General features: G+C 67.7%; 19 protein-coding genes and 1 tRNA gene. 11 read left to right on the top strand and 9 right to left on the bottom strand.

Annotation, left to right across the window (positions count from 1 at the left end; translation table 11 throughout):
- The first annotated feature begins 2 nt into the window (after positions 1–2).
- From eboE to KQY30_RS05965, 3 genes are read left to right on the top strand one after another with little or no spacing between them, the layout of a single operon-like run.
- The gene (gene eboE, locus KQY30_RS05975) at positions 3–1172 is read left to right on the top strand and encodes a metabolite traffic protein EboE (protein WP_217305907.1); all 1170 of its coding nucleotides are present in this window, start codon (positions 3–5) and stop codon (positions 1170–1172) included.
- Complete coding sequence (locus KQY30_RS05970) at positions 1169–2572, top strand: alkaline phosphatase family protein (RefSeq protein WP_217305906.1); 1404 nt, start codon at positions 1169–1171, stop codon at positions 2570–2572. The genes eboE and KQY30_RS05970 overlap by 4 nt, the downstream gene beginning before the upstream one ends.
- A gap of 26 nt (positions 2573–2598) precedes the next feature.
- Entirely contained in the window at positions 2599–3654 is a 1056-nt protein-coding gene (locus KQY30_RS05965) for a sugar phosphate isomerase/epimerase (protein ID WP_217305905.1), read from the top strand.
- A 114-nt stretch (positions 3655–3768) separates the two neighbouring features.
- On the opposite strand, the gene KQY30_RS05960 is transcribed toward KQY30_RS05965, so the two are convergent.
- From KQY30_RS05960 to KQY30_RS05940, 5 genes are all read right to left on the bottom strand, one after another.
- Positions 3769–5193 carry an OFA family MFS transporter gene (locus KQY30_RS05960; RefSeq protein WP_217305904.1) on the bottom strand — a complete coding sequence of 475 codons (1425 nt, stop codon included), beginning with the start codon at positions 5191–5193 and terminating at the stop codon, positions 3769–3771.
- 1 nt (position 5194) lies between these two features.
- Positions 5195–6580 (bottom strand): OFA family MFS transporter, encoded by a 1386-nt coding sequence (locus tag KQY30_RS05955; protein WP_217305903.1) that lies wholly within the window; start codon positions 6578–6580, stop codon positions 5195–5197.
- A 243-nt stretch (positions 6581–6823) separates the two neighbouring features.
- A complete protein-coding gene (locus KQY30_RS05950; RefSeq protein ID WP_217305902.1) occupies positions 6824–8962 on the bottom strand; it encodes an acetate--CoA ligase family protein in 2139 nt (712 codons plus the stop codon).
- A 2-nt stretch (positions 8963–8964) separates the two neighbouring features.
- Positions 8965–10221, bottom strand: a complete 1257-nt coding sequence (gene frc, locus KQY30_RS05945; protein WP_046503583.1) for a formyl-CoA transferase — start codon at positions 10219–10221, stop codon at positions 8965–8967.
- Positions 10222–10233: 12 nt separating this feature from the next.
- The gene (locus KQY30_RS05940; protein ID WP_217305901.1) at positions 10234–11916 is read right to left on the bottom strand and encodes a thiamine pyrophosphate-binding protein; all 1683 of its coding nucleotides are present in this window, start codon (positions 11914–11916) and stop codon (positions 10234–10236) included.
- Positions 11917–12064: 148 nt separating this feature from the next.
- Here KQY30_RS05940 and sucC point away from each other — a divergent pair, with 148 nt between their 5' ends.
- The 5 genes from sucC to KQY30_RS05915 all read left to right on the top strand — a co-directional run bounded on the left by sucC (position 12065) and on the right by KQY30_RS05915 (position 16543).
- On the top strand, positions 12065–13198 hold the full coding sequence (sucC, locus tag KQY30_RS05935) for an ADP-forming succinate--CoA ligase subunit beta (RefSeq protein WP_217305900.1): 1134 nt from the start codon (positions 12065–12067) through the stop codon (positions 13196–13198).
- A 36-nt stretch (positions 13199–13234) separates the two neighbouring features.
- Positions 13235–14137, top strand: coding sequence for a succinate--CoA ligase subunit alpha (sucD, locus tag KQY30_RS05930; protein WP_217305899.1), 903 nt, complete (start codon positions 13235–13237; stop codon positions 14135–14137).
- Positions 14138–14298: 161 nt separating this feature from the next.
- Positions 14299–15858, top strand: a complete 1560-nt coding sequence (locus tag KQY30_RS05925) for an aldehyde dehydrogenase family protein (protein ID WP_217305898.1) — start codon at positions 14299–14301, stop codon at positions 15856–15858.
- 194 nt (positions 15859–16052) lie between these two features.
- Positions 16053–16137, top strand: a tRNA-Leu gene (locus tag KQY30_RS05920).
- A 58-nt stretch (positions 16138–16195) separates the two neighbouring features.
- Entirely contained in the window at positions 16196–16543 is a 348-nt protein-coding gene (locus KQY30_RS05915) for a hypothetical protein (protein ID WP_217305897.1), read from the top strand.
- 279 nt (positions 16544–16822) lie between these two features.
- On the opposite strand, the gene KQY30_RS05910 is transcribed toward KQY30_RS05915, so the two are convergent.
- The 4 genes from KQY30_RS05910 to KQY30_RS05900 all read right to left on the bottom strand — a co-directional run bounded on the left by KQY30_RS05910 (position 16823) and on the right by KQY30_RS05900 (position 19942).
- Positions 16823–17266: a recombinase family protein gene (locus KQY30_RS05910; RefSeq protein ID WP_217305896.1), complete on the bottom strand. Its 444-nt coding sequence runs from the start codon at positions 17264–17266 to the stop codon at positions 16823–16825.
- An 836-nt stretch (positions 17267–18102) separates the two neighbouring features.
- Positions 18103–18627 carry an XF1762 family protein gene (locus KQY30_RS37360; protein WP_367997474.1) on the bottom strand — a complete coding sequence of 175 codons (525 nt, stop codon included), beginning with the start codon at positions 18625–18627 and terminating at the stop codon, positions 18103–18105.
- Between the two features lie 38 nt (positions 18628–18665).
- A complete protein-coding gene (locus KQY30_RS37355; protein ID WP_367997399.1) occupies positions 18666–19583 on the bottom strand; it encodes a DNA methyltransferase in 918 nt (305 codons plus the stop codon).
- Complete coding sequence (locus KQY30_RS05900; protein ID WP_217305894.1) at positions 19580–19942, bottom strand: hypothetical protein; 363 nt, start codon at positions 19940–19942, stop codon at positions 19580–19582. Before KQY30_RS05900 ends, KQY30_RS37355 begins: the two co-directional genes overlap by 4 nt.
- 856 nt (positions 19943–20798) lie before the next feature.
- Here KQY30_RS05900 and KQY30_RS05895 point away from each other — a divergent pair.
- The 3 genes from KQY30_RS05895 (at position 20799) to KQY30_RS05890 (ending at position 23272) form a co-directional block, all read left to right on the top strand.
- Positions 20799–21152, top strand: a complete 354-nt coding sequence (locus tag KQY30_RS05895) for a hypothetical protein (protein WP_217305893.1) — start codon at positions 20799–20801, stop codon at positions 21150–21152.
- Positions 21153–22108: 956 nt separating this feature from the next.
- Entirely contained in the window at positions 22109–22492 is a 384-nt protein-coding gene (locus KQY30_RS37350) for a M12 family metallo-peptidase (protein ID WP_367997398.1), read from the top strand.
- Between the two features lie 366 nt (positions 22493–22858).
- Entirely contained in the window at positions 22859–23272 is a 414-nt protein-coding gene (locus KQY30_RS05890) for a hypothetical protein (protein ID WP_217305892.1), read from the top strand.
- Positions 23273–23337: the final 65 nt, after the last annotated feature.

Here is a 23337-nt window from a genome sequence, read left to right as displayed (position 1 = left end):
CCATGCGCTTCCGCCACCCCGACGGATCCACCGTCCACCTCTCGTACTGCACCAATGTGCACCCCGCCGAGAACCTCGAAGGCGTACTCGCCCAGCTCCGCGACCACTGCGAGCCGGTGCGCAAACGCCTCGGCCGCGACCGCCTCGGCATCGGGCTCTGGCTCGCCAGGGGCGCCGCGCAGGCCCTGATCAACGACCCGGCCGCGCTGCGCGGACTCCGCGCCGAACTGGACCGGCGGGGCCTCGAAGTCGTCACGCTCAACGGCTTCCCGTACGAGGGGTTCGGCGCCGAAGAGGTCAAGTACCGCGTCTACAAGCCGGACTGGGCCGACCCGGAGCGGCTCGCCCACACCAGCGACCTCGCCCGGCTGCTGGCCGCGCTGTTGCCCGACGATGTCACCGAGGGGTCCGTCTCCACCCTCCCGCTCGCCTGGCGCACCGAGTTCGACGCCACCGCGGCCGGCGCCGCCCGTACGGCGCTGACCACGCTCGCCGGACGGCTGGACGCGCTGGAGGAGCTGACCGGCAAGTCCATCAGGATCGCCCTGGAGCCCGAGCCCGGCTGCACCGTGGAGACCACCGCCGACGCGATCGGCCCGCTCACCGAGATCGGCAGCGCCAGGATCGGGATCTGTATCGACACCTGCCATCTCGCCACCTCCTTCGAGGACCCGGCCACCGCGCTGGGCGCGCTGGCCGACGCCCGTATCGCCATCCCCAAGGCGCAGCTCTCGGCGGCCCTGCACGCCGAGGAACCTCATCTGCCCGAGGTACGGGAAGCCCTCGGCGCGTTCGCCGAGCCCCGGTTCCTCCACCAGACCCGGACCCGTACCGCCGCCGGGCTGCGCGGCACCGACGATCTGGACGAGGCACTCGGCGGCGAGGCGCTGCCCGACGGCGCGCCCTGGCGCTCGCACTTCCATGTGCCGTTGCACGCCCAGCCCGCGCCGCCGCTCGCCTCCACCCTGCCCGTACTCCAGGACACCCTCACCCGGCTGATCGGCGGCGCCGAGCCGCGGACCCGCCATCTGGAGGTCGAGACATACACCTGGCAGGCGCTGCCGGCGGAGCTGCGGCCCCGCTCGCGCGGCCAGCTCGCCGAGGGGATCGCCGCCGAACTCACCCTGGCCCGCGACCTGCTGGTCGACCTCGGCCTCAAGGAGCTGCCATGACAGAGAACCAGGCGGAGACTTCCGCGAGCCCGACGCCCCTGCTGGTACTGGACGTCGTGGGTCTCACGCCCCAACTGCTCCCGCACATGCCCAGGCTGAGCAAGCTGGCGAACACGGGATCGAAGGCCCCGCTGAGCACCGTACTGCCCGCCGTCACGTGCAGCGCCCAGTCCACCTTCCTCACCGGGACGCTCCCCGCCGAGCACGGCATCGTCGGCAACGGCTGGTACTTCCGCGAGCTGGGCGATGTCCTGCTGTGGCGCCAGCACAACGGACTGGTCTCCGGCGACAAGCTCTGGGACGCCGCCCGCCGCGCCCACCCCGGCTACACGGTCGCCAACATCTGCTGGTGGTACGCGATGGGCGCGGACACCGACTACACCGTCACCCCGCGCCCGGTCTACTACGCCGACGGGCGCAAGGAACCCGACTGCTACACCCGCCCGCCGGCGCTGCACGACGAACTCACCGAGAAGTTCGGTACGTTCCCCCTCTTCCACTTCTGGGGCCCCGGCGCCGACATCGTCTCCTCGCAGTGGATCGTGGACGCCACCCGGCACATCATCCGCACCCGCCGCCCCGATCTGGCGCTCTGCTATCTGCCCCACCTCGACTACGACCTCCAGCGGTACGGCCCCGACGACCCCCGCTCCCACCGGGCCGCGGCCGAGCTGGACACCGCCATGGCGCCGCTCCTCGACGAGGCCGCGGCGGAGGGCCGTACGGTCGTCGCACTCTCCGAGTACGGCATCACCCGGGTCTCCCGGGCCGTGGACATCAACCGGGCGCTGCGCAGGGCCGGGCTGCTGGAGGTGCACACCCAGGACGGCATGGAGTACCTGGACCCGATGGCCTCCCGTGCCTTCGCCGTCTCGGACCACCAGCTCGCCCATGTGTACGTACGGCGCTCCGAGGACCTGGACGCGACCCGGGAGGCACTCCAGGATCTGCCCGGCATCGAGCAGCTCCTCGACGACGAGGGCAAGAAGGCCCACGGTCTGGACCATCCGCGTGCGGGCGAGCTGGTGGCCATCGCCGAGCCCGACGCGTGGTTCACGTACTACTACTGGCTGGACGACGCACGGGCGCCCGACTTCGCGCAGCTCGTCGAGATCCACCGCAAGCCGGGCTACGACCCGGTGGAGCTGTTCATGGATCCGCTCGATCCGTACGTACGGCTCAAGGCGGCCAAGGCCATCGCCCGCAAGAAGCTCGGGATGCGCTACCGGCTCGCCGTCGTACCCCTCGATCCCTCGCCGATCCGCGGGAGCCACGGGCGGCTTCCCGCGAACGACGACGAAGGGCCGCTCATCCTCTGCTCGGCCCCTGAAGCCGTCAGTGGCCGAGTCGCGGCCACCGATGTGAAGTCCCTGCTCCTCCAGCTTGCCGGACTGCACTGACACCCCACTGACAGAAGGAGTTCCGCATGAGCCGCAAGAAGTCAGCCGACCCCGAGCTCGCCCAGAAGCTCAGCAGACGGAGCATGCTCGGTGTCGCGGCCGGCGCCACCGCCGCCGCGGTCCTCGGCGCGGCGGCCACCCCGGCCGCCGCCCATGGCACGGGCCACGGCCACCAGAGCGGTCACGGCCACGGCAAGGGACAGCCGGTCCTGCCTCCCGGCCGCCTCGGTATCCAGCTCTACTCGCTGCGCGACAAGGTCTCCACCCTCGGCTTCGCCAAGGTCTTCGACGAACTCGAACGCTTCGGGTACGACGAGATCGAGTTCGCCGGGTACACCCAGGGCTCCGCGGGCGAGATCACCCTGCCCCAGCTCAAGCGGCTGGCCAGGGACCACGGCCTCAAGCCCATCGGCAGCCACGTCAACTACTACGACAACAACAACCCCAACGCCTACAGCTTCGCCCAGAACCTCGAACAGGTCCTGGACGACGCCGAGACCCTGGGCCTGGACCATGTGGGCACCGCCTCGGGACCGTTCCGCTACGGCTCCACCGTGGACGCCTGGAAGCGGGCCGCCGAGGACTTCAACACCTATGGCGCGGCGGCCAGGCGGCGCGGGCTGAAGTTCTACCAGCACAACCACGCCGAGGAGTTCTCCTTCGCCACGGACCAGCCGAACGTACGGCTCTACGACGTCCTGCTGGCCGAGACCGACCCCGACCTGGTCTATCTGGAGATGGACATCTACTGGGCGTACGCCGGCCAGTTCCGCTTCAGCAAGACGGTGGAGGGCAAGCTCGCGCCCTTCGACCCGCTGCGTTATGTCCTCAAGCAGCCCCACCGCTACCCGCTCTTCCATGTGAAGGACGGCATCGAGGACATCACCGCCCGCGACGGCTACCGGATGGTGGACGTCGGCGACGGCGACATCGACTACCAGCGCTTCATCTCCGCCGTGAACAAGACCCACGGCGGACGGCGCAACCACCACTGGCAGGCCGAGCACGACCAGCCGGTGGACTCGCTGGCCTTTGCCCGCAAGTCCTCCGCGCATCTGCACTCCCTGCGCGAGCGGCGGTAGTTTCCCGTAATCCCGCCCCGACTCGGCTGAGAGCAAGGGGAACGGCCCCCCGCGCGGCTTCGAAGGAAGCCGCGCGGGGGGCCGTCTGTGTGATGACGCCCGCCCCCGCCGGGGTCAGGCGGGCGCCTCACTCGACGCGCGCGCACGGGCCCACGGCAGGACGACGGTCCTTCGCCCGCGGTCCGGACCGCCGGGCTGCCGCAATACCAGTGAGAGTCCCGCGGCGATCAGCGAGACCACACCGGACGCCACATACGCGCCGACGAAGCCCCAGGAGGCCACCACGACGGCGCCGAGGCCACCGCCGAACAGACCGCTGATCAGCTTGGCGCTGTAGACCATGCCGTAGTTCGAGGCGTTGTTGTTCTCCCCGAAGTAGTCGGGGACCAGCGCCGCGAACAGCGGATAGAAAGCGCCACCGCCGAAGCCGGAGAGGAAGGCGAAGACCAGGAACAGCGTCTGGTTCCTGATCTCGCCCGCCCACAGCACACCGAACTGCGCCACGGCCAGGGTCAGACACACATAGGTCAGCGTGGTCCGCCGCCCCAGCTTGTCCGACAGCCAGCCCACCACACCGCGTCCGGTGCCGTTGATCACCGACATCACGCCCATGGACGACGCCGCGATGAGCGGGCCGAAGCCCATCTCCTTCGCGAACGGCACCTGGAACGAGATCCCGAAGATCGACACTCCGGCACAGCACAGCATGCAGAGCCACATCAGTGGTACCACACCTGTCCTCAGCGCCTCCTGCGGAGTGAACTGCCTTACCGCGGGAGGGTTCTTGGCGAGAGCCCTCCCGGTCTTCGAATCCCCGGCGATGTTGAGCGGATCTACCTCCTCCGGCCACCAGTTCTTCGGTGGATCCTTGAAGAACAGGCCCGCGACCAGCGTCAGCACCAGGACATAGGTCCCCACCAGGTCAAGCACCGTGTGGTAGTTCGAGGTGTCGAAACCGTAGGTGAAGAGGAAGATGAACGGCACGGCGCCATAGGCGAATGCCCCGTTCACCAGCCCGGTTTTGCCGCCCCTGCGCTCCGGGTACCACTTCCCGACCATATTGACACTGGTCGAGTAGATGAGTCCGGAGCCGAGCCCGCCCAGCAGGCCGAAGCCTGCCAGCGCGAGCCAGATGTTCGGCGCATGACTGAGGCTGACGAATCCCACCAGCGAGCAGACGGAGCCGATGAGCATGGCGGCCCTGCTGGTGAGGATGCCCTTCTCCCGCAGCCTTCCGGCCGGGAAGGAGACAGCGGCCTGGAAGAAGATCCAGACGCTGAGCACCCAGAAGGTGTTCGTCGAGCTCCAGTGATGTGCCTTGGACAGGGTCTCCTCCGCAGCCCCGAAGGCGTACTCGAAGACGCTGATGGCGAGCATGGCGAGCCAGGGCAGCGCCACCATCGTCCAGCGGGGGAGGCCGAGGATCTGCCGGTCGGATTCACCGATCCGGTAGACACGGCCGCGTGCGTCGGTGATTTCGCGGTAGTCCGCGCCGGCCGTGGTCGGCGCGGACGTACCGGAGAGAGGTTCCGCTGTCATGTCAGGCTATCTCCCGGCCTATCGGGTTCGGGTTTGGTTCGATCTTGCTGTTGCCCCTGCCTGGCGCCTTGAGGAACAGGGCCAGTACGGCTGAGGCGAGTCCGATGCTGCCGGCGATGATGAACGCGCCCTCGTAGTCCCAGGCGGCCACCACCACGGCTCCCATACCGGAGCCGACCAGGCCGGAAATCAGCTTGGAGCTGTAGACCATGCCGTAGTTGGAAGCGTTGTTGTTCTCACCGAAGTAGTCCGCCGTCATCGCCGCGAACAGCGGGAAGATCGCGCCGCCGCCGAAGCCGGAGACCATCGAGCAGAACAGGAAGAACGGCATGCTTCCCATGGAGCCGGATATCAGCACACCGAACTGCGCGCTGCCCAGGACCAGGCAGACGATGATCAGTGTGTTGCGGCGTCCGTACCGGTCGGAGATCCAGCCGATGACGCCACGCCCCGTGCCGTTCACGATCGCCTTCAGCGACATCGCGGTGGCCACGATCCCACCGGCGAAGCCCATGTCCTTGCCGAAGGGCACCTGGAAGGCGATACCGAAGATGTTGATGCCGGCCGTGCACAGCAGGCAGAACCACATCATCCACAGCACGGGCGTCCGTGCCGCTTCCTTCGGTGTGTACTGCTTCAGCGCCGGCGGGTTCTTCTCCAGCGCACGCCGGATCCGCGGGTCCTCCGACGTCTTCAGCGGGTCCGCGCCCGTCGGCCACCAGTACTTCGGCGGGTCCTTGAAGAACCAGCCGGCGACCGCGACGACGACACAGCAGATGACACCGACAGCCACCAGAACGGTCTGGTAGTTGCTCAGGTCCATGTACGAGGTGAAGAGGAAGACGAAGGGCACGGAGCCGTAGGCGAAACCGCCGTTGACGAGGCCGGTCTTGCCTCCCTTGCGCTCCGGATACCACTTGCCGACCATGTTCACACAGGTCGCGTAGACGAGACCGGCGCCGATACCGCTGAACATTCCGAAGCCGATGTACGCCACGATCACGTGCGGCGCGTAGGCCAGGGAAAGGTAGCCCAGGAACGTACCCAGTGCGCCGAGCATCATGGCGTACCGGGCGGGCAGCTTGCCGCTCTCACGGAGCTGCCCGGCGGGGAAGGCCACGGCCGCCTGGAAGAAGATCCAGACACCCATCAGCCAGAAGATGTGCCCGCTGCTCCAGAGATGGGCCTCGTGCAGAGTGTCCTCGGCCGAGGTGAACGCGTACTCGGACGAGCTGATGCCCATCATTCCCATCCACGGGAAGAGCACCATCGTCCAACGCGGGCGGCCCATGATGTGCCGGTCGGTCTCACCGATCCGGTACACACGGCCGTTTGCGTCCGTCACCTCCTTGTAAGGGACGGAACTCGGGATCTCAGTAGTTGTCATGTGGTGTAGCACCCCTTGCATCGAAAGAGCTGGCCAGCGCCCCCTGTCCAAAACCTTTCGTGCTCGCCCGGGCGGGCTAGGTCATGGGTAACCTCCAAACCACCTGACCGGTGCGATGTTCTGACGATGCATCAGGGCAGCGTAGCTGACGGTGCGTCAGGAACACTCCGCAGCCCTGTTTCACCGGCCGCACCCGGGGCACGGGCCCCGGAGCGCCGGCGGTCTGTGTGTGCCGGGGGCGCTTCACAGCAGCCCCGCGGCCTTGGCCCACCGGTACTTGGCTCCAAGTACGGCGACCGGTTTCTCGGTGGTGTACGGGTAGGCCACCACGCCGCGTTCGAAGAGGTACTGGCACGCTTCCTCGACCTCCACATCGCCCGCGAGCGACGCCACCACCGGCTTTCTGATGCCCCGGTCCGCGAACTCCGCGACCACACGCGCGGTCAGTTCGGCGAAGGCCATCGGCGGTGTGACGATCGTGTGCCAGTAGCCCAGCACCAGCGCGTCGATCCGGGGATCCTCCAGACCGAGCCGGATCGTCGCCTCGTAGGTGGCCGGAGGCTCGCCGCCGGTGATGTCCACCGGGTTGCCCGCCGCCCCGAAGGGCGGGATGTAGGCACGGAACGCCTTGTCCAGGTCCGGCGGGATCTCCATCAGCGACAGACCGTTGTCCACGATGGCGTCCGAGAGCAGCACACCCGAGCCCCCCGCCCCCGTGATGATCACCACGTTCTCGCCCCGGGGTGTGGGCAGCACGGGCAGCGCCCGCGCGTACTCCAGCATCTCGTTGAGCCCCGGCGCCCGGATGACCCCGGCCTGCCGCAGGATGTCGTCGTACACCGCGTCGTCCCCGGCGAGCGCGCCCGTGTGCGAGCCCGCCGCCTTCGCCCCGGCCGCCGTACGCCCGGCCTTCAGGACCACCACCGGCTTCTTGGGTACGGTCTCCCGCGCCGCCTCGACGAAGGCGCGGCCGTCCTTGAGGTCCTCCAGGTGCATCGCGATGCACTCGGTACGCGGATCCGCGCCGAACCAGGTCAGCAGATCGTCCTCGTCCAGGTCCGACTTGTTGCCGAGGCCGACGATCGCCGAGACACCCGTCCTGGTGCTTCGGGCGAAGCCCAGGATCGCCATCCCGATCCCGCCGGACTGCGAGGTCAGCGCCACACCGCCCTTGACGTCGTACGGGGTGCAGAAGGTGGCGCAGAGGTCCTGCCAGGTCGAGTAGTAGCCGTAGATGTTCGGACCCAGCAGCCGTACGCCGTACTCCTCGCCGATCGCGACGATCCGGTCCTGGAGCTCCTGCTCGCCGGTCTCGGCGAAGCCGGACGGGATCAGCACGGCGTTCGGTATGCCCTTGCGGCCCACTTCCTCCAGCGCCGCGGGGACGAACTCCGCGGGTATCGCGAAGATCGCCACATCAGGCTCACCAGGCACGTCCATCACGCTCTTGTACGCCTTACGGCCGAGAATGTCATCGGCTTTGGTGTTAACCGGATGTATTTCGCCCGGAAAACCTCCATCGCCCAGGTTGCGCATGACCGAGTTGCCGATCTTGCCCTGTTCGGCCGAGGCCCCGATCACCGCCACCGAGCGGGGCTGCATCAGCCGCCGCATCGAGACGAGGATCTCCTCGCGGGTGTACGTCCGCCGCGGTGCCGGAGCCTCGGAGCTCAGCAGGATCCGTACATCGGCGGCCATCACCCCGTTCGCGGACGCGAACACCGGATTGAGGTCGACCTCCGCGATCTCCGGGAAGTCGGCGGCGAGCCGGGACACTTTGACCACCAGCCCGGCCAGCGCCTCCCGGTCCACCGCCGCGCCGCCGCGGACCCCGCGCAGGACCTCGGCGGCACGGATCCCGTCCAGCATCGACAGCGCGTCGTCCCTGGTCGCCGGGGCCAGCCGAAAGGTGACGTCCTTGAGGACCTCCACCAGGACCCCGCCGAGGCCGAAGGCCACGATCTTGCCGAAGGTCGGGTCGGTGACCGTACCGATCAGCACTTCCGTACCGGCCGGCACCATCTGCTGCACTTGGACACCAAGGATCCGCGCCTCGGGGGCATATGCCTTCACATTGGTGATGATCGCGGTGAACGCACCGCGCACCTCGGCCGCCGACGCCAGCCCGATCCGCACCCCGCCCGCGTCCGTCTTGTGCAGGACATCGGGCGAGACGATCTTGAGCGCGACCGGGAAACCGATCCGGTCGGCGAGCGCCACCGCCTCTTCGACATCCTCGGCGAGTCCCTCCGCCGGGGTGGGAATGCCGTAGGCGTCCGTGACGGCCTTGCCCTCCGGAGCGGTCAGCGCCGTACGTCCGGCGGCGAGCGCGGCGTCCAGGACGGCGCGTACGGCCCTCTGACGCGGTTCCGTGGTGTCCACTGCTAGATGACTCCGTTCGCCTTGAGCACGCGCAATTCCTCGTCGTCCAGACCGAGTTCGCCGGCGTAGATCTCCTCGTTGTGCTCGCCCAGCAGGGGCGAGGTGACCACGTCCACGGGGGAGTCGGACAGCTTCAGCGGGCTGCCGACGGTGGTGAACGAACCGCGCTCGGGGTGCGGGACCTCGATGACCATCTCGTTGTCCGCCAGCGAGGCGTCCTCGATGATCTCCTTGGTGGAGAGGATCGGGCCGCACGGGATGTTGTGGGCGTTGAGCTTCTCCAGCACCTCCCACTTGGGCAGTGTGCTCGTCCACTCCTCGATGAGCTGGAACATCTTGCCCAGCTTGGGCAGCCGGGCCTCCGGGGTCGCCCACTCGGGGTCGTCCGCCAGCTCGGGCCGGCCCATCAGCTCGGTGACGGGACGCCAGCCGACCGGCTGGATGATGACGTACACATAGTCGTTGGGGCCGCCCGGCGCGCATCTGACGGCCCAGCCGGGCTGTCCGCCGCCGCTGGCGTTGCCGCTGCGCGGCACCTGGTCGCCGAAGTCCTCGTTGGGGTACTCGGCGAGCGGGCCGCTGGCGAGCCGCTGCTGGTCGCGCAGCTTCACCCGGCAGAGGTTGAGCACGGCGTGCTGCATCGCCACATTGACCCGCTGGCCGCGGCCGGTGTGCTCACGCTGGAAGAGCGCGGCGAGAATGGCGGCGACGGCGTGGATGCCGGTGCCGGAGTCGCCGATCTGCGCGCCGGTCGCGAGCGGGGGACCGTCCTCGAAGCCGGTGGTGGCCATCGAACCGCCCATGGCCTGCGCGACGACCTCGTACGCCTTGAAATTGGTGTACGGACCCTCGCCGAAGCCCTTGATGGAGGCGTAGATGATCCGCGGGTTGATCTCCCGGATGCGCTCCCAGGTGAAACCCATGCGGTCGACAGCCCCCGGGCCGAAGTTCTCGACCATGATGTCCGAGCGGCCGATGAGCTCCGTGAGGATCTCCTTGCCGCGCTCGGTCTTGGTGTTGAGGGTGATGGACCGCTTGTTGCAGTTGAGCATCGTGAAGTACAGCGAGTCGACATCGGGGATGTCGCGGAGCTGCTTACGGGTGATGTCGCCGGTCGGAGCCTCCAGCTTCACCACGTCCGCGCCGAGCCAGCCGAGCAACTGCGTCGCCGAGGGGCCGGACTGGACGTGCGTCATGTCCAGTACACGTATACCGGCGAGCGCCTTCGTTCCCGAAGGGGTCTCAAGAGCCTGCGTCATCAGGGGGCTCCTCTACTTGTACAGGGTCTGGTTCATGGTTCCGGGGGCGTACGCGTCCGGGTCGACCCAGACGTTGATCAGCGAGGGCCGCCCGGACTCCCGCGCCCTGCGGAGCGCGGGAGCGATATCTGCCGGTTCACGGACCTCCTCGCCGTAACCGCCCAGCAACTGGGCGAACTTGTCATAGGGGACATCGCCGAGGGTGTCGGCGGTCCGCTCCCGCTCCCGGCCGTAGGTGGCGGCCCGGCCGTAACGGATCGGATGCGCCGGCGAGTTGTTGCCGACGACACCAATGAACGGGAGGTTGTTGCGGACGAGCGTCTCGAAGTCCCAGCCGGTCGGTGCGAAGGCGCCTTCTCCGAAGAGCGCCACGATCTCCTCGCCCGGCCGCGCCCGCTTGGCGGCGAGGGCGAACGGGACACCGGTACCGGGGGTGCCGAGGGGGCCCGCGTCCAGCCAGTGGCCGCGGGACTTGGGCCGTACGGTCTGGCCGGCGAGGGTGACGATGTCGCCGCCGTCGCCGATGAAGAGGGAGTCCTCGGTGAGGAACTCGTCGATCTCGCTCACCAGCCGGTACGGGTGGACCGGCGCGGTGTCCGAGGTGAGCTGCGGCAGCCGCATGTCCAGCGCCGCACGCTCCGCGGCGCGCAGCTCGTCCAGCCAGGCCCTGCGCCGTACGGAGCCGTTGTCGAGGCGTCCGCAGGCGGCCTGGGTGACCGAGGAGAGTACGAGCCCCGCGTCGCCCACGATGCCGAGGGCGACACCGGGGTCCTCGTCCACCGCGCGGTGGTCGAGGTCGATGCGGGCGACGGTCGCCGCCGGGGTGATCCGCTTCCCGTACCCCACGCGGAAGTCGAAGGGGGTGCCGACCACGATGACGAGGTCGGCGTTGGAGAAGGCGTAGCGCCGGGAGAGCTGGAAGTGGTGCGGGTCGTCGGGCGCCAGGGTGCCGCGCGCCGTCCCGTTCATGAAGGCGGGTACGTTCAGCGCCCGTACGAGCTCCACGGCCGCGTCGGCCCCGCCGGCCGTCCCCACCTGGCTGCCGAGCAGCACCGCCGGACGGTCGGCCCGTACGAGCAGATCGGCGAGCTTCTCGACGGCCTCGGGGTCACCGGCCGGGCAGGCCTCGGTCCTGTGGTGACCGGCCTCGGCGACCCGGGCCTCCTCCACCGGCACCTTGGCGTCCAGTACGTCACGGGAGATCTCCAGGAAGGACGGTCCGGGAGCGCCCTGCCGGCACGCGCGGAACGCCGTCGACACCATGCGGGCCGCGCCTGCCGGACCGGGCACGGCGGCGGCGTACTTGGTGACCGGGGTCATCATGTCGAGCTGCGGCAGCTCGCGGAACGAGGCCGTACCGTACGGGCCTTGCTCCCCCTGGCCGCCGATCAGCAGCATGGGGGACTCGGCGCGCAGCGCGGTGGCCACGCCCGTGATGGCGTCGGTGGTGCCGGGTCCGGCGGTCACGACCGCGCAGCCGGGCTTCCCGGTGACCCTGGCATGACCGTCCGCCGCGTGAACGGCGACCCGCTCGTGCCGTACCTCGACGATGTCGATGCCCGCCTCGGCGCAGCTCTCGTACATGCCCGTGACATGAGCGCCACGGACCGCGTAGACGACGTCCACGCCTTCCGCTTTGAGCGCTCCGGCGACCTGCTGACCACCGGAAACGACTCCCTGGCTGTCATCGGGCATGAGGGCGGTCCTGTCCCTTCGTAGGGGAGGGCTGTCGCCCTCTCGGTACATTGCATACAGTCGACGAATACTGTATGAAGCTTGTTATCCCGCATCCAGTGGATGGTGTCCAGGGGGCGTGCGGCACTTTCGTCAAAAGGGAGCCGGCATGGATCTGTATGAGCACCAGGCAAGAGAACTCTTCGCGGACTACGGCATACCGGTACCCGAGGCCGAGGTGGTGGAGCTGGCCAGGGAGGCACGCTTCGCCGCGGAGCGGCTCGGCGGCCGAGTGGTCGTCAAGGCACAGGTGAAGACAGGGGGCCGGGGCAAGGCGGGCGGGGTGAAGCTGGCGAGCGATCCGGCGGCCGCCGAACTGACCGCGCGTCAGATCCTCGGCATGGATATCAAGGGCCACACCGTCAGCAAGGTGATGCTCGCCCAACCAGTGGATATAGAGGCCGAGTTCTACGTCTCGTACGTGCTCGACAGGGCCGCCGGGGTCTTCCTCGCGATCGCCTCCGCCGAGGGTGGAATGGAGATCGAGGAGGTCGCGGCGACCCGTCCCGAGGCCGTCGCGAGGATCCCTGTCGACCCCGCGGAAGGGGTCACCGAGACCAAGGCGGCGGAGATCGCGGCGGCCGCGAAACTGCCCGCTGACACCATTCCGGTTCTCCAGGCGCTGTGGCAGGTACTGGTCCGCGAGGACGCTCTGCTGGTCGAAGTGAACCCTTTGGTGCGTACTTCGAATGGGCTGATAATCGCCCTCGACGGCAAAGTGACCCTTGACGACAACGCCCGCTTCAGGCAGGAGCGTTGGGGCGAGACATCGGAGGACCCGGGCGCCGATCCGCTCGAAGCCGCCGCCGCGGCCAAGGGCCTCAACTACGTCAAACTCGACGGCGAGGTCGGCATCATCGGCAATGGCGCGGGCCTGGTGATGTCCACCCTGGACGTGGTCGCCGGCTGCGGCGCCCGCCCCGCCAACTTCCTCGACATCGGGGGAGGGGCGTCCGCTCAGGTCATGGCGGACGGACTGTCCGTGATCCTCTCCGACCCCGACGTCAAATCCGTGTTCGTCAATGTCTTCGGCGGCATCACGGCCTGCGACGCCGTCGCCGAGGGAATCGTCCAGGCGCTGGAGACCGTACGGCTCACCAAGCCGCTCGTCGTACGCCTCGACGGCAACAGCGCCGCCCGCGGCCGGGCGATCCTCGCGGATCGCGCGCACCCGCTCGTGGACCAGGTCAGCACGATGGACGGCGCGGCCCGCCAGGCCGCCGTACTCGCGTCCGCCGGATAAGACGCCTGACAACCCGGATTAAGGAGAGCGGACACCATGGCGATCTTCCTGACCAAGGAGAGCAAGGTCCTCGTCCAGGGCATGACCGGCGGCGAGGGCATGAAGCACACCCGGCGGATGCTCGCCGGCGGCACCGATGTCGTCGGCGGTGTGAACCCGCGCAAGGCGGGCCGTACCGTCGACTTCGACGACCGCGCCGTACCCGTCTTCGGCTCGGTGCGCGAGGGCATGGAGGCGACCGGCGCGGACGTCACCGTCGTCTTCGTACCACCGCCCTTCGCCAAGGCCGCCGTCATCGAGGCGGCGGACGCGGGGATCGGGCTCGCGGTCGTGATCACCGAGGGCATCCCCGTTCATGACGCCGTCGTCTTCCAGGCGTACGCCAAGCAGCGCGGCACCCGTATCGTCGGCCCCAACTGCCCCGGACTGATCAGCCCGGGCCAGTCCAACGCCGGCATCATCCCGGCGGACATCGCCGCCAAGCCCGGCCGGATCGGCCTGGTCTCCAAGTCGGGCACGCTCACCTACCAGCTCATGTACGAGCTGCGGGAGACCGGCTTCTCCTCGGCGGTCGGCATCGGCGGCGACCCCGTCGTGGGAACCACCCACATCGACTGCCTCGCCGCCTTCGAGGACGACCCGGACACCGAGCTGATCGTCCTCATCGGCGAGATCGGCGGCGACGCGGAGGAGCGCGCTGCCGCCTATATCGCCGGCCATGTCACCAAACCCGTGATCGGCTACATCGCCGGATTCACCGCGCCCGAGGGCAAGACCATGGGTCACGCGGGCGCGATCGTCTCCGGCTCGTCCGGCACCGCCGAGGCGAAGAAACGCGCTCTCGAAGCGGTCGGCGTACGAGTCGGCTCCACCCCCTCCGAGACCGCCCGGCTGGTCCTCGACCGCCTCGCGGTGACGCGTGAGGTCACTCATAATTGAAAGGAGTGCGTGTCACACGCCCGAACCGACTCACTGCCGTCGCGCCCGAGACGCCGGGCACCGGAGGTTACGGCACCCAGAGGCTGTGACCTCCTGTTTCGCTATCGACGGCAGCCAAGCCGAGCTATGTCATTTACCGCGCCTGAGAGCGGAGACCCTCAATGGCACCCACCCTCGTTCCTCAATTGACATTGACACTCAAGCCCGGCACGGCCTGGTCCGACGCCTGGGAGCGCTGCCTCGCGGTGGCTCCCGAGGCGTTCTACGACGACCGGGTCCGTAACCTCTGGGCAGGGACATGGCAGTCCGAAGGCCGCGCCCTGCCCGCCACCAGCCCGGTCGACGGCAGCCCCATAGCGGGGCCGCCCCGGCTGGACGCCGCCACCGCTCAGCAGGCCGTGCGGGCCTGTCTGGACGAGCACAGGGCATGGCGGCACACCCCGCTCTCCGAGCGCAAGGCACGGGTCAGTGCCACACTCGACGCGCTCACCGAGCACCGCGAACTGCTCGCCCTTCTCCTCGTCTGGGAGATCGGCAAGCCGTGGCGCCTCGCCCAGGCCGACGTCGACCGTGCGATCGACGGCGTGCGCTGGTACGTCGACAACGTGGACCGGATGCTGGAGGGGCGGACCCCGCTGGCGGGCCCGGTCTCGAACATCGCGAGCTGGAACTACCCGATGTCGGTCCTGGTCCACGCGATGCTGGTGCAGGCCCTGGCCGGCAACGCGGTGATCGCCAAGGCGCCCACCGACGGGGGAGTGGCCTGTCTGACGCTGGCCTGTGCGCTCGCCGTACGGGAGGGCATCCCCGCCACCCTGGTCAGCGGCAGCGGCGGCGAACTCTCCGGGGCGCTCGTGCGCTCCCCGGAGATCGGATGTGTCTCCTTCGTCGGCGGCCGGGACACCGGCGCCAGGATCGCCACCGCGGTCGCCGATCTCGGCAAGCGCCATGTGCTCGAACAGGAGGGCCTCAACACCTGGGGCATCTGGAACTACAGCGACTGGACCGCGCTGACCGGTGTGATCCCCAAGCTGTTCGACTACGGCAAGCAGCGCTGCACGGCGTATCCGCGCTTCGTCGTCCAGCGCTCGCTGTTCGCGGACTTCCTCGCGGCGTACCTCCCCGCCGTACGCTCCATCCGTCTGGGCCACCCCCTGGCGGTCGAGCAGCCCGGTGACCCGCTGCCCGAACTGGACTTCGGACCGCTGATCAACGCGGCCAAGGCCAAGGAACTGGCGGACCATGTCGCCGAGGCGATCAGCCGCGGAGCGGTCCCGCTGCACGAGGGATCGCTGGACGACGGGCTGTTCCTGCCCGGCCAGGACACCAGCGCCTACCTCCCGCCGGTGACCCTGCTCAACCCGCCCCCGTCCTCCCCGCTCCACCACGCGGAACCCTTCGGCCCGGTCGACACCATCGTCCTGGTCGACACGGAGGCGGAACTGCTGGCCGCGATGAACGCCTCGAACGGCGCCCTCGTCGCGACCCTCTCCACCGACGACCCGGAGACCTTCGCCCGGCTCTCCCCGCAGATCCGCGCCTTCAAGGTGGGCCACAGCAAGCCCCGCTCCCGCGGCGACCGCGAGGAACTCTTCGGCGGCTTCGGCCACTCCTGGCGAGGCGCCTTCGTCGGCGGAGAGCTCCTCGTACGAGCGGTCACGGACGGCCCCGCCGGCGAACGCCCGCCGGGGAACTTCCCTGACTACCACCTGATGCCATAGCCCCCAGGGCGCTCCTCCCCACCCCGGAGGAGCGCCCACCAGCCCCCGGCCCCACCCCTGGCTCTGACCGAGCCCGCATGGAGGGGCTGACCCCGCCGACCCCGCTGACCACCGGATATACGAGTGAGACCACCCCGAATCCCCTGGTATCGTTGACGTCGTCACCGCGACAGGGCTCGCGGTTCAGACCACTCGTCCGGGTGGCGGAATGGCAGACGCGCTAGCTTGAGGTGCTAGTGCCCTTTATCGGGCGTGGGGGTTCAAGTCCCCCCTCGGACACAAACACTATGCCCGCCGGTGGTGCTGGCCGACTTTCGGTCGGCACCGTCTGTGTTTCATGGTCATACTTCAGGCGGAGCCCGAGGTGGCGGTAGACCTCGGCCGGGTCGGCGGCACGGAGTGCGGACAGCAGGCCACCGAGTGTGTCCACGAGGGCGCGGATCTCGTCCTTGCTCATGCGACGTCGTTTGCCGTGCTGGCCCTCGATGCGGGCCAGTTTCGTGGCGGCGGCCGAGCGTTCGGCCTGCACTTCCCGGCTCCAGGTGGCGACGAGTGCGGGGTCGGCTCCTGCTTCGAGGGCAGCGCGGTGCCGGGCAAGCTTGCGGTCGCATTCAGCGATGATCCGGTGTTCGGCTTCGGCTTGGGTGTCTGTGGTGGGCTGTGCCTGTTCCAGGGCGGTGAGTGAGTCCTCGATGCGCCGGGGTGCGAAGGCTCCGGCGAGCCAGGCGTCCACAGAGCCGAGGATGTCCTTCTCCCGGAGGTATACGGACAGCGGGTGGTCGACCTTGTTGGCCAGTGCGTATTCCTTGGGGAACCGGCACCGGTAGTACGCCTCGTCATGGGCCCAGTTCCCCTGCATGCGCCGGCTGCACGAGGTGTGGAACAGCATGCTCTTGAACGCGTAGGAATGTCGGGTCCGTACGACCTGCCGTCCGGTTGACGAAGGTCCCTGTGAGGCCAGTCGTCACTGGGCGTCCTCGAAGGTTTCGAGGGTGATGAGCGCCGGATGGGCGGGGTGGTCGGAGAAGAGCCAGGTGTCTTTGGGGTTCCACTTCAGGTGTGTCTCGTATCCGAGGGCGACATCTTCCACGTCGGTCAACGTTTCTTCCTTGCGCTGCTTGTTCCAGACCTCGTGGCCGGTGTAGCGGGGGCTAGTCAGGATGGCGCGGACCGCGCTCTTGGACCAGGCGATGGCGATGCGGTGCCGGTTACGTGCCCGGTCGTGCGCGGAGGGGCAGGGGACACCTGCGGCGGTGAGCCGCTGGGCGATGGCGAAGATCCCGAAGCCCGCCAGAAATTCAGCGAAGATCTGCACCACGATCGCGGCCGGGAACGGATCTGGCTCCAGTCGGCGCAGGCGCTTGCCGTCGGCGGCCTTGGCGGGGTTGGGGTGCGGGCCCGCGTCCACCAGGCGGTAGCCGTACAGGGCCGTCCGCCTAGGAAACGGCCCTCGATCCTGGCCTGGGCGGCCATGGCGGTGCGTACGCGGATCTTGATGCGGTTGCGCTCGCCCTTGCTCACCCCACCGAACACGGACATCACGAGGTCGTGTGCTTCGGACTCCGGATCGATGGGCCCGCCGACCTCTGGGACCCAGAGCGGGACGCTGTAGTGGACGAAGACGGGGAAGGTGAGGCCGAACTGGTCGCCGTAGAAGGCGCGTTGCGGTTCACCGATGACCACGGCATCGAAGCCCCGGTCAGGGTCCTTGAGTGATTCCAGGAGTGCGGCGGCTCTCGGCCGGCGTTTCCAGGGCAGGGAGCGGGACTGCCCGATGTCGAAGAACTCCGCCGTGACCTCACCGTGCGCGCCGGTCAGGGCCTCGGCCCGGGTGAGCTGCCAGTTCCGTGACGCATCGGGTCCTGTTGATCCTCCGTGGAACACCGGCCCGCGAAGGCGAACCGGACGGTCATGCTGCTCTCCTTCCATTCCCTTTCTGAGCCTCGTTGTTGTTGAGCTCTGCCTCATGCCCTCGGATGGCGTCGACTTGCCCCTGTGTACGCCTGACGTTGTGGATCAGGCGCAGGAGTGCCGTCGCGCTGCGTGGAGTGAGGAGGGGCGGTTGATCCGGGACGATGACGGTGAGTTCGGGCCTGGCCTGTTCGGCGAGCTCCCGCTCTCCTGGTGGCTCGTCGGGGCGTTGAGTCATTCACGGTCACCCTTCACCCCGTCTTTGGGCGTCACGCCCTAGGGGATCTTTGGTGCATTTTCGTGAAAACGGCTGGTCAGAGCCCACTGTAGGGCTCAGGTACCCGCTCCGGTACCCCGTGTTCTCGTATCGGCCTTAGCGGTTGGCGCCGCGTGTCCCGCACACCCCAGTTCCCACCGTGTACGTGCGACTGGGCCGGCCGAGCCGGAGCGGGGGCGGCTGGGGCAGCTCCAGCCACCGCGCGGAGCGAGTTGTGCAACCAGGTGAAACCCGATGGCGCGCAGACTTGCTCCGCTTTCGCCGGCCTGGGTGTAGGTGATCATTCGCTGGTAGCCGAGTGCTCGGGCGGCGCGCCAAGCCGCCCCGTAGAGCTTGGAGTTGGCATGGGCCGTGCCGTCCGTGCAGGTCCGGGTGACCTCAGCGGTGACGCCGTCGTCCAGGCGCCGGGCGACGGGCCGGCCCACGACAGCGACGCCTACGAGAGATCCGTCGACTGCCACGCCCAGCGCGCACTTCATTCCCTGCGGCGCACCATGGTGGCGATGGTGTGCGGCGATGAAGGCGCGGGCCTGCTGGAACGACACCGGAACGATGGTCAGTCGCGCCTCAGGCCGTCGCATCACGCTCTGTACCGGCGGAGTGGATGAGGAGTCGCCGGTCACGCGGCCTCCTCTCGCAGCAACTCGCTCCGACCCGGTTGCGGCGCCTCGCCGCGTTCGGTGAGGGGCGGCCTGGGTGGCGGAAGCACAGCCCGTAGAGCGGCTGCCTGCGGAGCGCGGAAGACCAGGACCTCGTGATGCACGGTCAGCGCGACCGGATATCCGATAGCACGCTGGTGACGGGCTGCGGCACGGCGCTGGGCCAAGGAAGCGTGTGCGATAAGACGGTCACCGCGAAGTTCAGCCAGGAGGGCGACGCACCGGGCGGTGGGAACGAGACCGGCAGCTCGGCCGACGGCCAGGGCCTCGTCGCTGAGGTTGAGCAAGTAACCATGGTGCCGACGAGAGCGGACGGCGATTACGACATGGCCACCGGGGCGCAGCAGGGGACGGCACTGCGTCATGAGCGCCCGCACATGGATGCCCGACCGGCAGCCCACCTCAGTGTCATCCCGGCCGTCGTGCTGCGAGCTGCCGTCGTGATCGTGGGGTCGCAGAGTGGTCAGGATCATGTCGACTCGGCCTGCCATGCCCGCCAGTTGCGCGGGGGCTTGTTCCGGTGTGCTGTTGAGCACCATGTCGTCGGTGAGAGCGCCCTCGTGCTTGGCCGCGCTGACATTGGCACGGGCGACGGCCCACCACCGCTGTTGCTCAGTGAGTCCGACCGCGTGCCGACCCGTCCGGAGCGCTTCGACCAGAACGGTTCCCGAGCCGCAGTCAGGGTCCAACACGGTGTCACCAGGTCCTGTGTAGAGGGATATGGCGTGACGTGCAACGGCCGGCGGAATACGGAACGCGTCCCGCGCGGTGCCGGACAGGTAGCCGCCCGCAGCCAACTGCGCTGGGCCACTGAGCTGTCCAGTGGCCCAGACCGACGCTGCTGAAGTACCGGGGCTCCGAAGTGAAGACCCACTCATCGGCGCTGCCTCGTTCCGGTCTCCGCAGCACCGGGGCGCGCGAAGACCAGCAGGTCCGAATGCACCCGCACATGGCGGGGCATGCCTGTTCCGGCGATCGCCGGCTCGGGGGCCGTGACTGGTGTTTGGTCGGCGAGGGCGCCGTCGCGGATGGGAACTTCGAGCAGCGCGATACGGTCGATTTCAGCCAGCCCGGCATGACGTGCAAGCTGTGCGAGCAGGCTGTGAGGCTCCGTCCGGTGCCCATCGATGCAGTCACCATGCGTGATGAAGGCGAGCACCCCGGACCGGGCCAGCAGCTCGGTCCATGCGACGGTCGGGACCCATTTCGTGGCCTGCGGATCGACCATGGCGATCACCGCATTGAAGCTCTCGGGCTCTGTCTCTTGTACCGGAGTGGGACGGGGTCCGGTCGGTGCGGTCCGTGTCGGTACGAGGGCGAGTCCGTGGACCGACTCCGGGTCGGCCGAAGAGTCCGTTCCAACCGACCGTACGGGAGAGGCAGGCTTGGCAAGGCGTGCTTCGCAGGGGCGCCCGAGTCGGGCTACGGTCCCGGCGGCCTCAATCAGCCCGGGCGGCAGTCCGCTTGCCGACCCGTGCCGGGAATCAGCCAGCGGCCAGCCTCCGCGGACGGATTCCATTCCGCCTACCGGAGGGGACAGGAGCAGCACACGCTCGCCGAGGTGGGTGTAGATGGTGACGATCTGGACGATGGCGTTCAACAGCCGTCCCGGTATGGCCTTCGCGTCCGGGTGTTGCGTCTGCGCGACTGGCCATACGGAAATCGGGCAGCCAGGACGCCGATGGTTGCGTCGGCGTGTACTTTCAGGTGCCGGGCGGTGGTTCACCGGGGGATCGGCGGGGCGGTACGGGCGGCTCGGTGACTGGGGCGGGGCGGGGGCATACCCGTTCTCCTTTAAGTGCTGTCGCTGAGCTGACCGCCATCTCAGAAGGCCGGATTCCAAGCCCGTTTTGGACATCGCGCGATCAAGATCTTCGAGGATGCCGCTCGTGAACGGGCATTCAGCCCGTCGATTCACATCCCGGTCCGAGTCAGCATGTGAACCTCATTGCTCAGCTACCGGTTGTCTCGTGACTGCTGGTCAGGCCCCTGGCAGGTGCTGAAACGGTGTGGCCGCTGCGCTTGTGTTGCCGTACCGTCGGGTCTTCCAGCCAGCCGCACCGGCGCTGATTCAGATTCAGAGAGCGATTCCCATGGCCAGCCAGAAGGCAACGACGACTCTGTGGCGCCCGACCGGCCCCAAAGAACTGGACCTGGTCCGCGAGCTGGACTGGCGTGCCTGGCCGCCTCGACTGCCCGAGCAGCCGATCTTCTACCCGGTCCTCAACGAGGACTACGCAGTGAAGATCGCGAGGGACTGGAACGTCAAGCACGACGGCGCCGGCTTCGTCACCCGTTTCGAAGTCGAGTCGGAGTTCCTGCGCCGGTATCCCGTCCAGCAGGCAGGGGGCCGGACCATTCTGGAGCTGTGGGTACCGGCCGAGGAGCTTGACGAGTTCAACGCTCACATCGTCGGCAGGATTCAACTGGTCCGCGAGTTTTACTGAGCGGCCGGTGTCCGATGAAAGAGGCGAGCAGATGGGTGGAGCAGGTGGGGAGTCATCGAGCTGAGAGAGCACAGACGGCAGCGTCCCTGCCGCTGCCCGTCTTCGATCACTCGGGACGGTTGAGATGAAATTCCCTTAAGGGAGATTTAGTGGCTGTCTCTGGAACTTCAGGAAAGAGCGCTTGTTCCTTTCCTGGTCTTTTCTTGTTGCGGGCCTGGCTTGCTGAGGGGCGTCAGTTTTCCCCTCTTCGAGGAGGCGCCCCATCATGCCTGCGCATCGCAGCCGAGACGTCCGGCCGTCCGGTGGTCCGGGAAATCCGCTTCCGCTCGACAGCGCCCGGCAGTGTTTCACCTGGCTGGTGAGCGGACCGCAGCCGCTGTCCCTGGACGGTCGTACGTTTCCTGGGCTGCCGGATCGGGCCATTCCGTTGGACGAGGCGCGGGATCTGCTGCTGCGCAGCCGGTGTTCGCGCCGTACGCGGGACACGGTGTGGGCGAATCTGGTGCGCCGTTCGCGGCAGGACGGCGCCACCTGGACCGTGGCGTGCGCCGGTATGGCTCTGCCGGTGCTGAGCGGCCGGTCGATCACGAGCGGAACCAGGCGGCGTGAAATCGGATCCTCCTCTTCCGGTTTTCGATGTAAATCCAGTTGCGTAGCTCGTCGAACTAGTGTCTTAGGTTCGGCCGACATCAGTGATCATGGGGAGGGGCGTTTATGATTCCGTGGGTGCGGTCCGCGCGAAGACCGTGGAAGGGAAGGAGGGTTTCAAGAATCCTGGCGGTTGCTTCCGCGTGCGCCATGTTCGTGACCTCCGGGGCGGTGTTGGCCCCGCCGGCACAGGCGTACGCGTACCTCTGCTGAAAATTCTGGGGTATAGGTGAAGGCGGTGCGATTTCGTATCGCTACTACAGCATCACGTCGACATACCAAACCGCCTTTGGAAATGCGCAGACTCGATGGGATGCCACCAGTCCCAATTCTCCCGGATACTTCAGCAAGCAGCAGAGCAACGGCGATCCGATGGTCGAAGTTCGCGACGGCTCCTACACTTGGAGCGACTGGGCCGCATGACGAGCCGGGGATGCATTGGGTCCAATTGGTGGTACAACGAGACTTACGTGGCATTCAATTCTCGCACCATGTCCAGGTTGAGCGCTCGCGAGAAGAAGATAGTTGCCACACATGAAATAGGCCACACTTGCGGCCTAGAGCATACGAGCTTGGGCTGTGGTGGTTCAGTACCCTCGATAATGAGGCAGGGTGAAGTAAAGTTTTCGTGCGGCAGTGACGGCCCGTGGTCGGACGACATCAAAGGCGCTCGCTCCAAGTACACCCCATGAGGATGCTGGAAGGTGAGGGGTAAATGAACAGGATTCCAGCCCTTGTGGTAGGGGTCATTCTTTGCTCCGCTGCGGTTGGCTGCACATCACAACAATCGAGTGGCGAGCATCAAATCGATGCCGATTATGCGACCTACGCCTCGGTCGAAGAGCTGACCGAGGATTCGACGGGCGTCTTCTCGGTCAAGATCGGTGAGGTTGTGAGCCGCGAGTGCGACGACGGCGGCGACTCTGCGGGTCACGGTGGCGAACCCACGATTTCCGAGGACGACCACGAGGTCGATACAGAGCCGAGCCCAAGCGACCCGGGCCCCCCCTCCGGAGGGGATCGAGGGTGGAGATTCGCCGTACGCCGACTGCTTGCCCATGGTGTTCCACGAGGCGACGATCGAGGCAATCATTCTGCATCCACCGACGCCGGTAACCCGGGGGACCACGCCTGTCCCTCTCGGCAAGCTAATCGTCGGTAATGTCGACACGGACGCTGTGGACATGGAGGGCGCCTCGCCTTTGACGCCCGGATCCTACATGGTGGTTTACGCGGAAAAACTCGCTGAGGCCGACCATCCTGGGATCGAATCCGTAAGCGGAGACCTGTGGATACCGATCGGCGGAGAACAGGGACTGTTCGATGTTGACGGAAGTACCGCTACAGCAAGGTCTTCAATAGTCAAGAGCCTGTATGCGGGTGGACCTGAGAGCAGTGGCCCCGCGAGCAGAAGCGGCAAGTTCGTAACGGACATCGAAGCACTCAAGGAAGTGGCGCAGAGCCGACCGTGACTGAAACAGAGGGGCAGGACCGCCGGTCCTGCCCCTCTGACGCTACGCGTTGGCTGGATCGGTCT

The organism is Streptomyces sp. GMY02, assembly GCF_019056675.1.
In the GTDB taxonomy this organism is placed as follows: Bacteria; Actinomycetota; Actinomycetes; order Streptomycetales; family Streptomycetaceae; genus Streptomyces; species Streptomyces odonnellii.
This window is presented reverse-complemented; position numbering and strand designations above follow the sequence as displayed.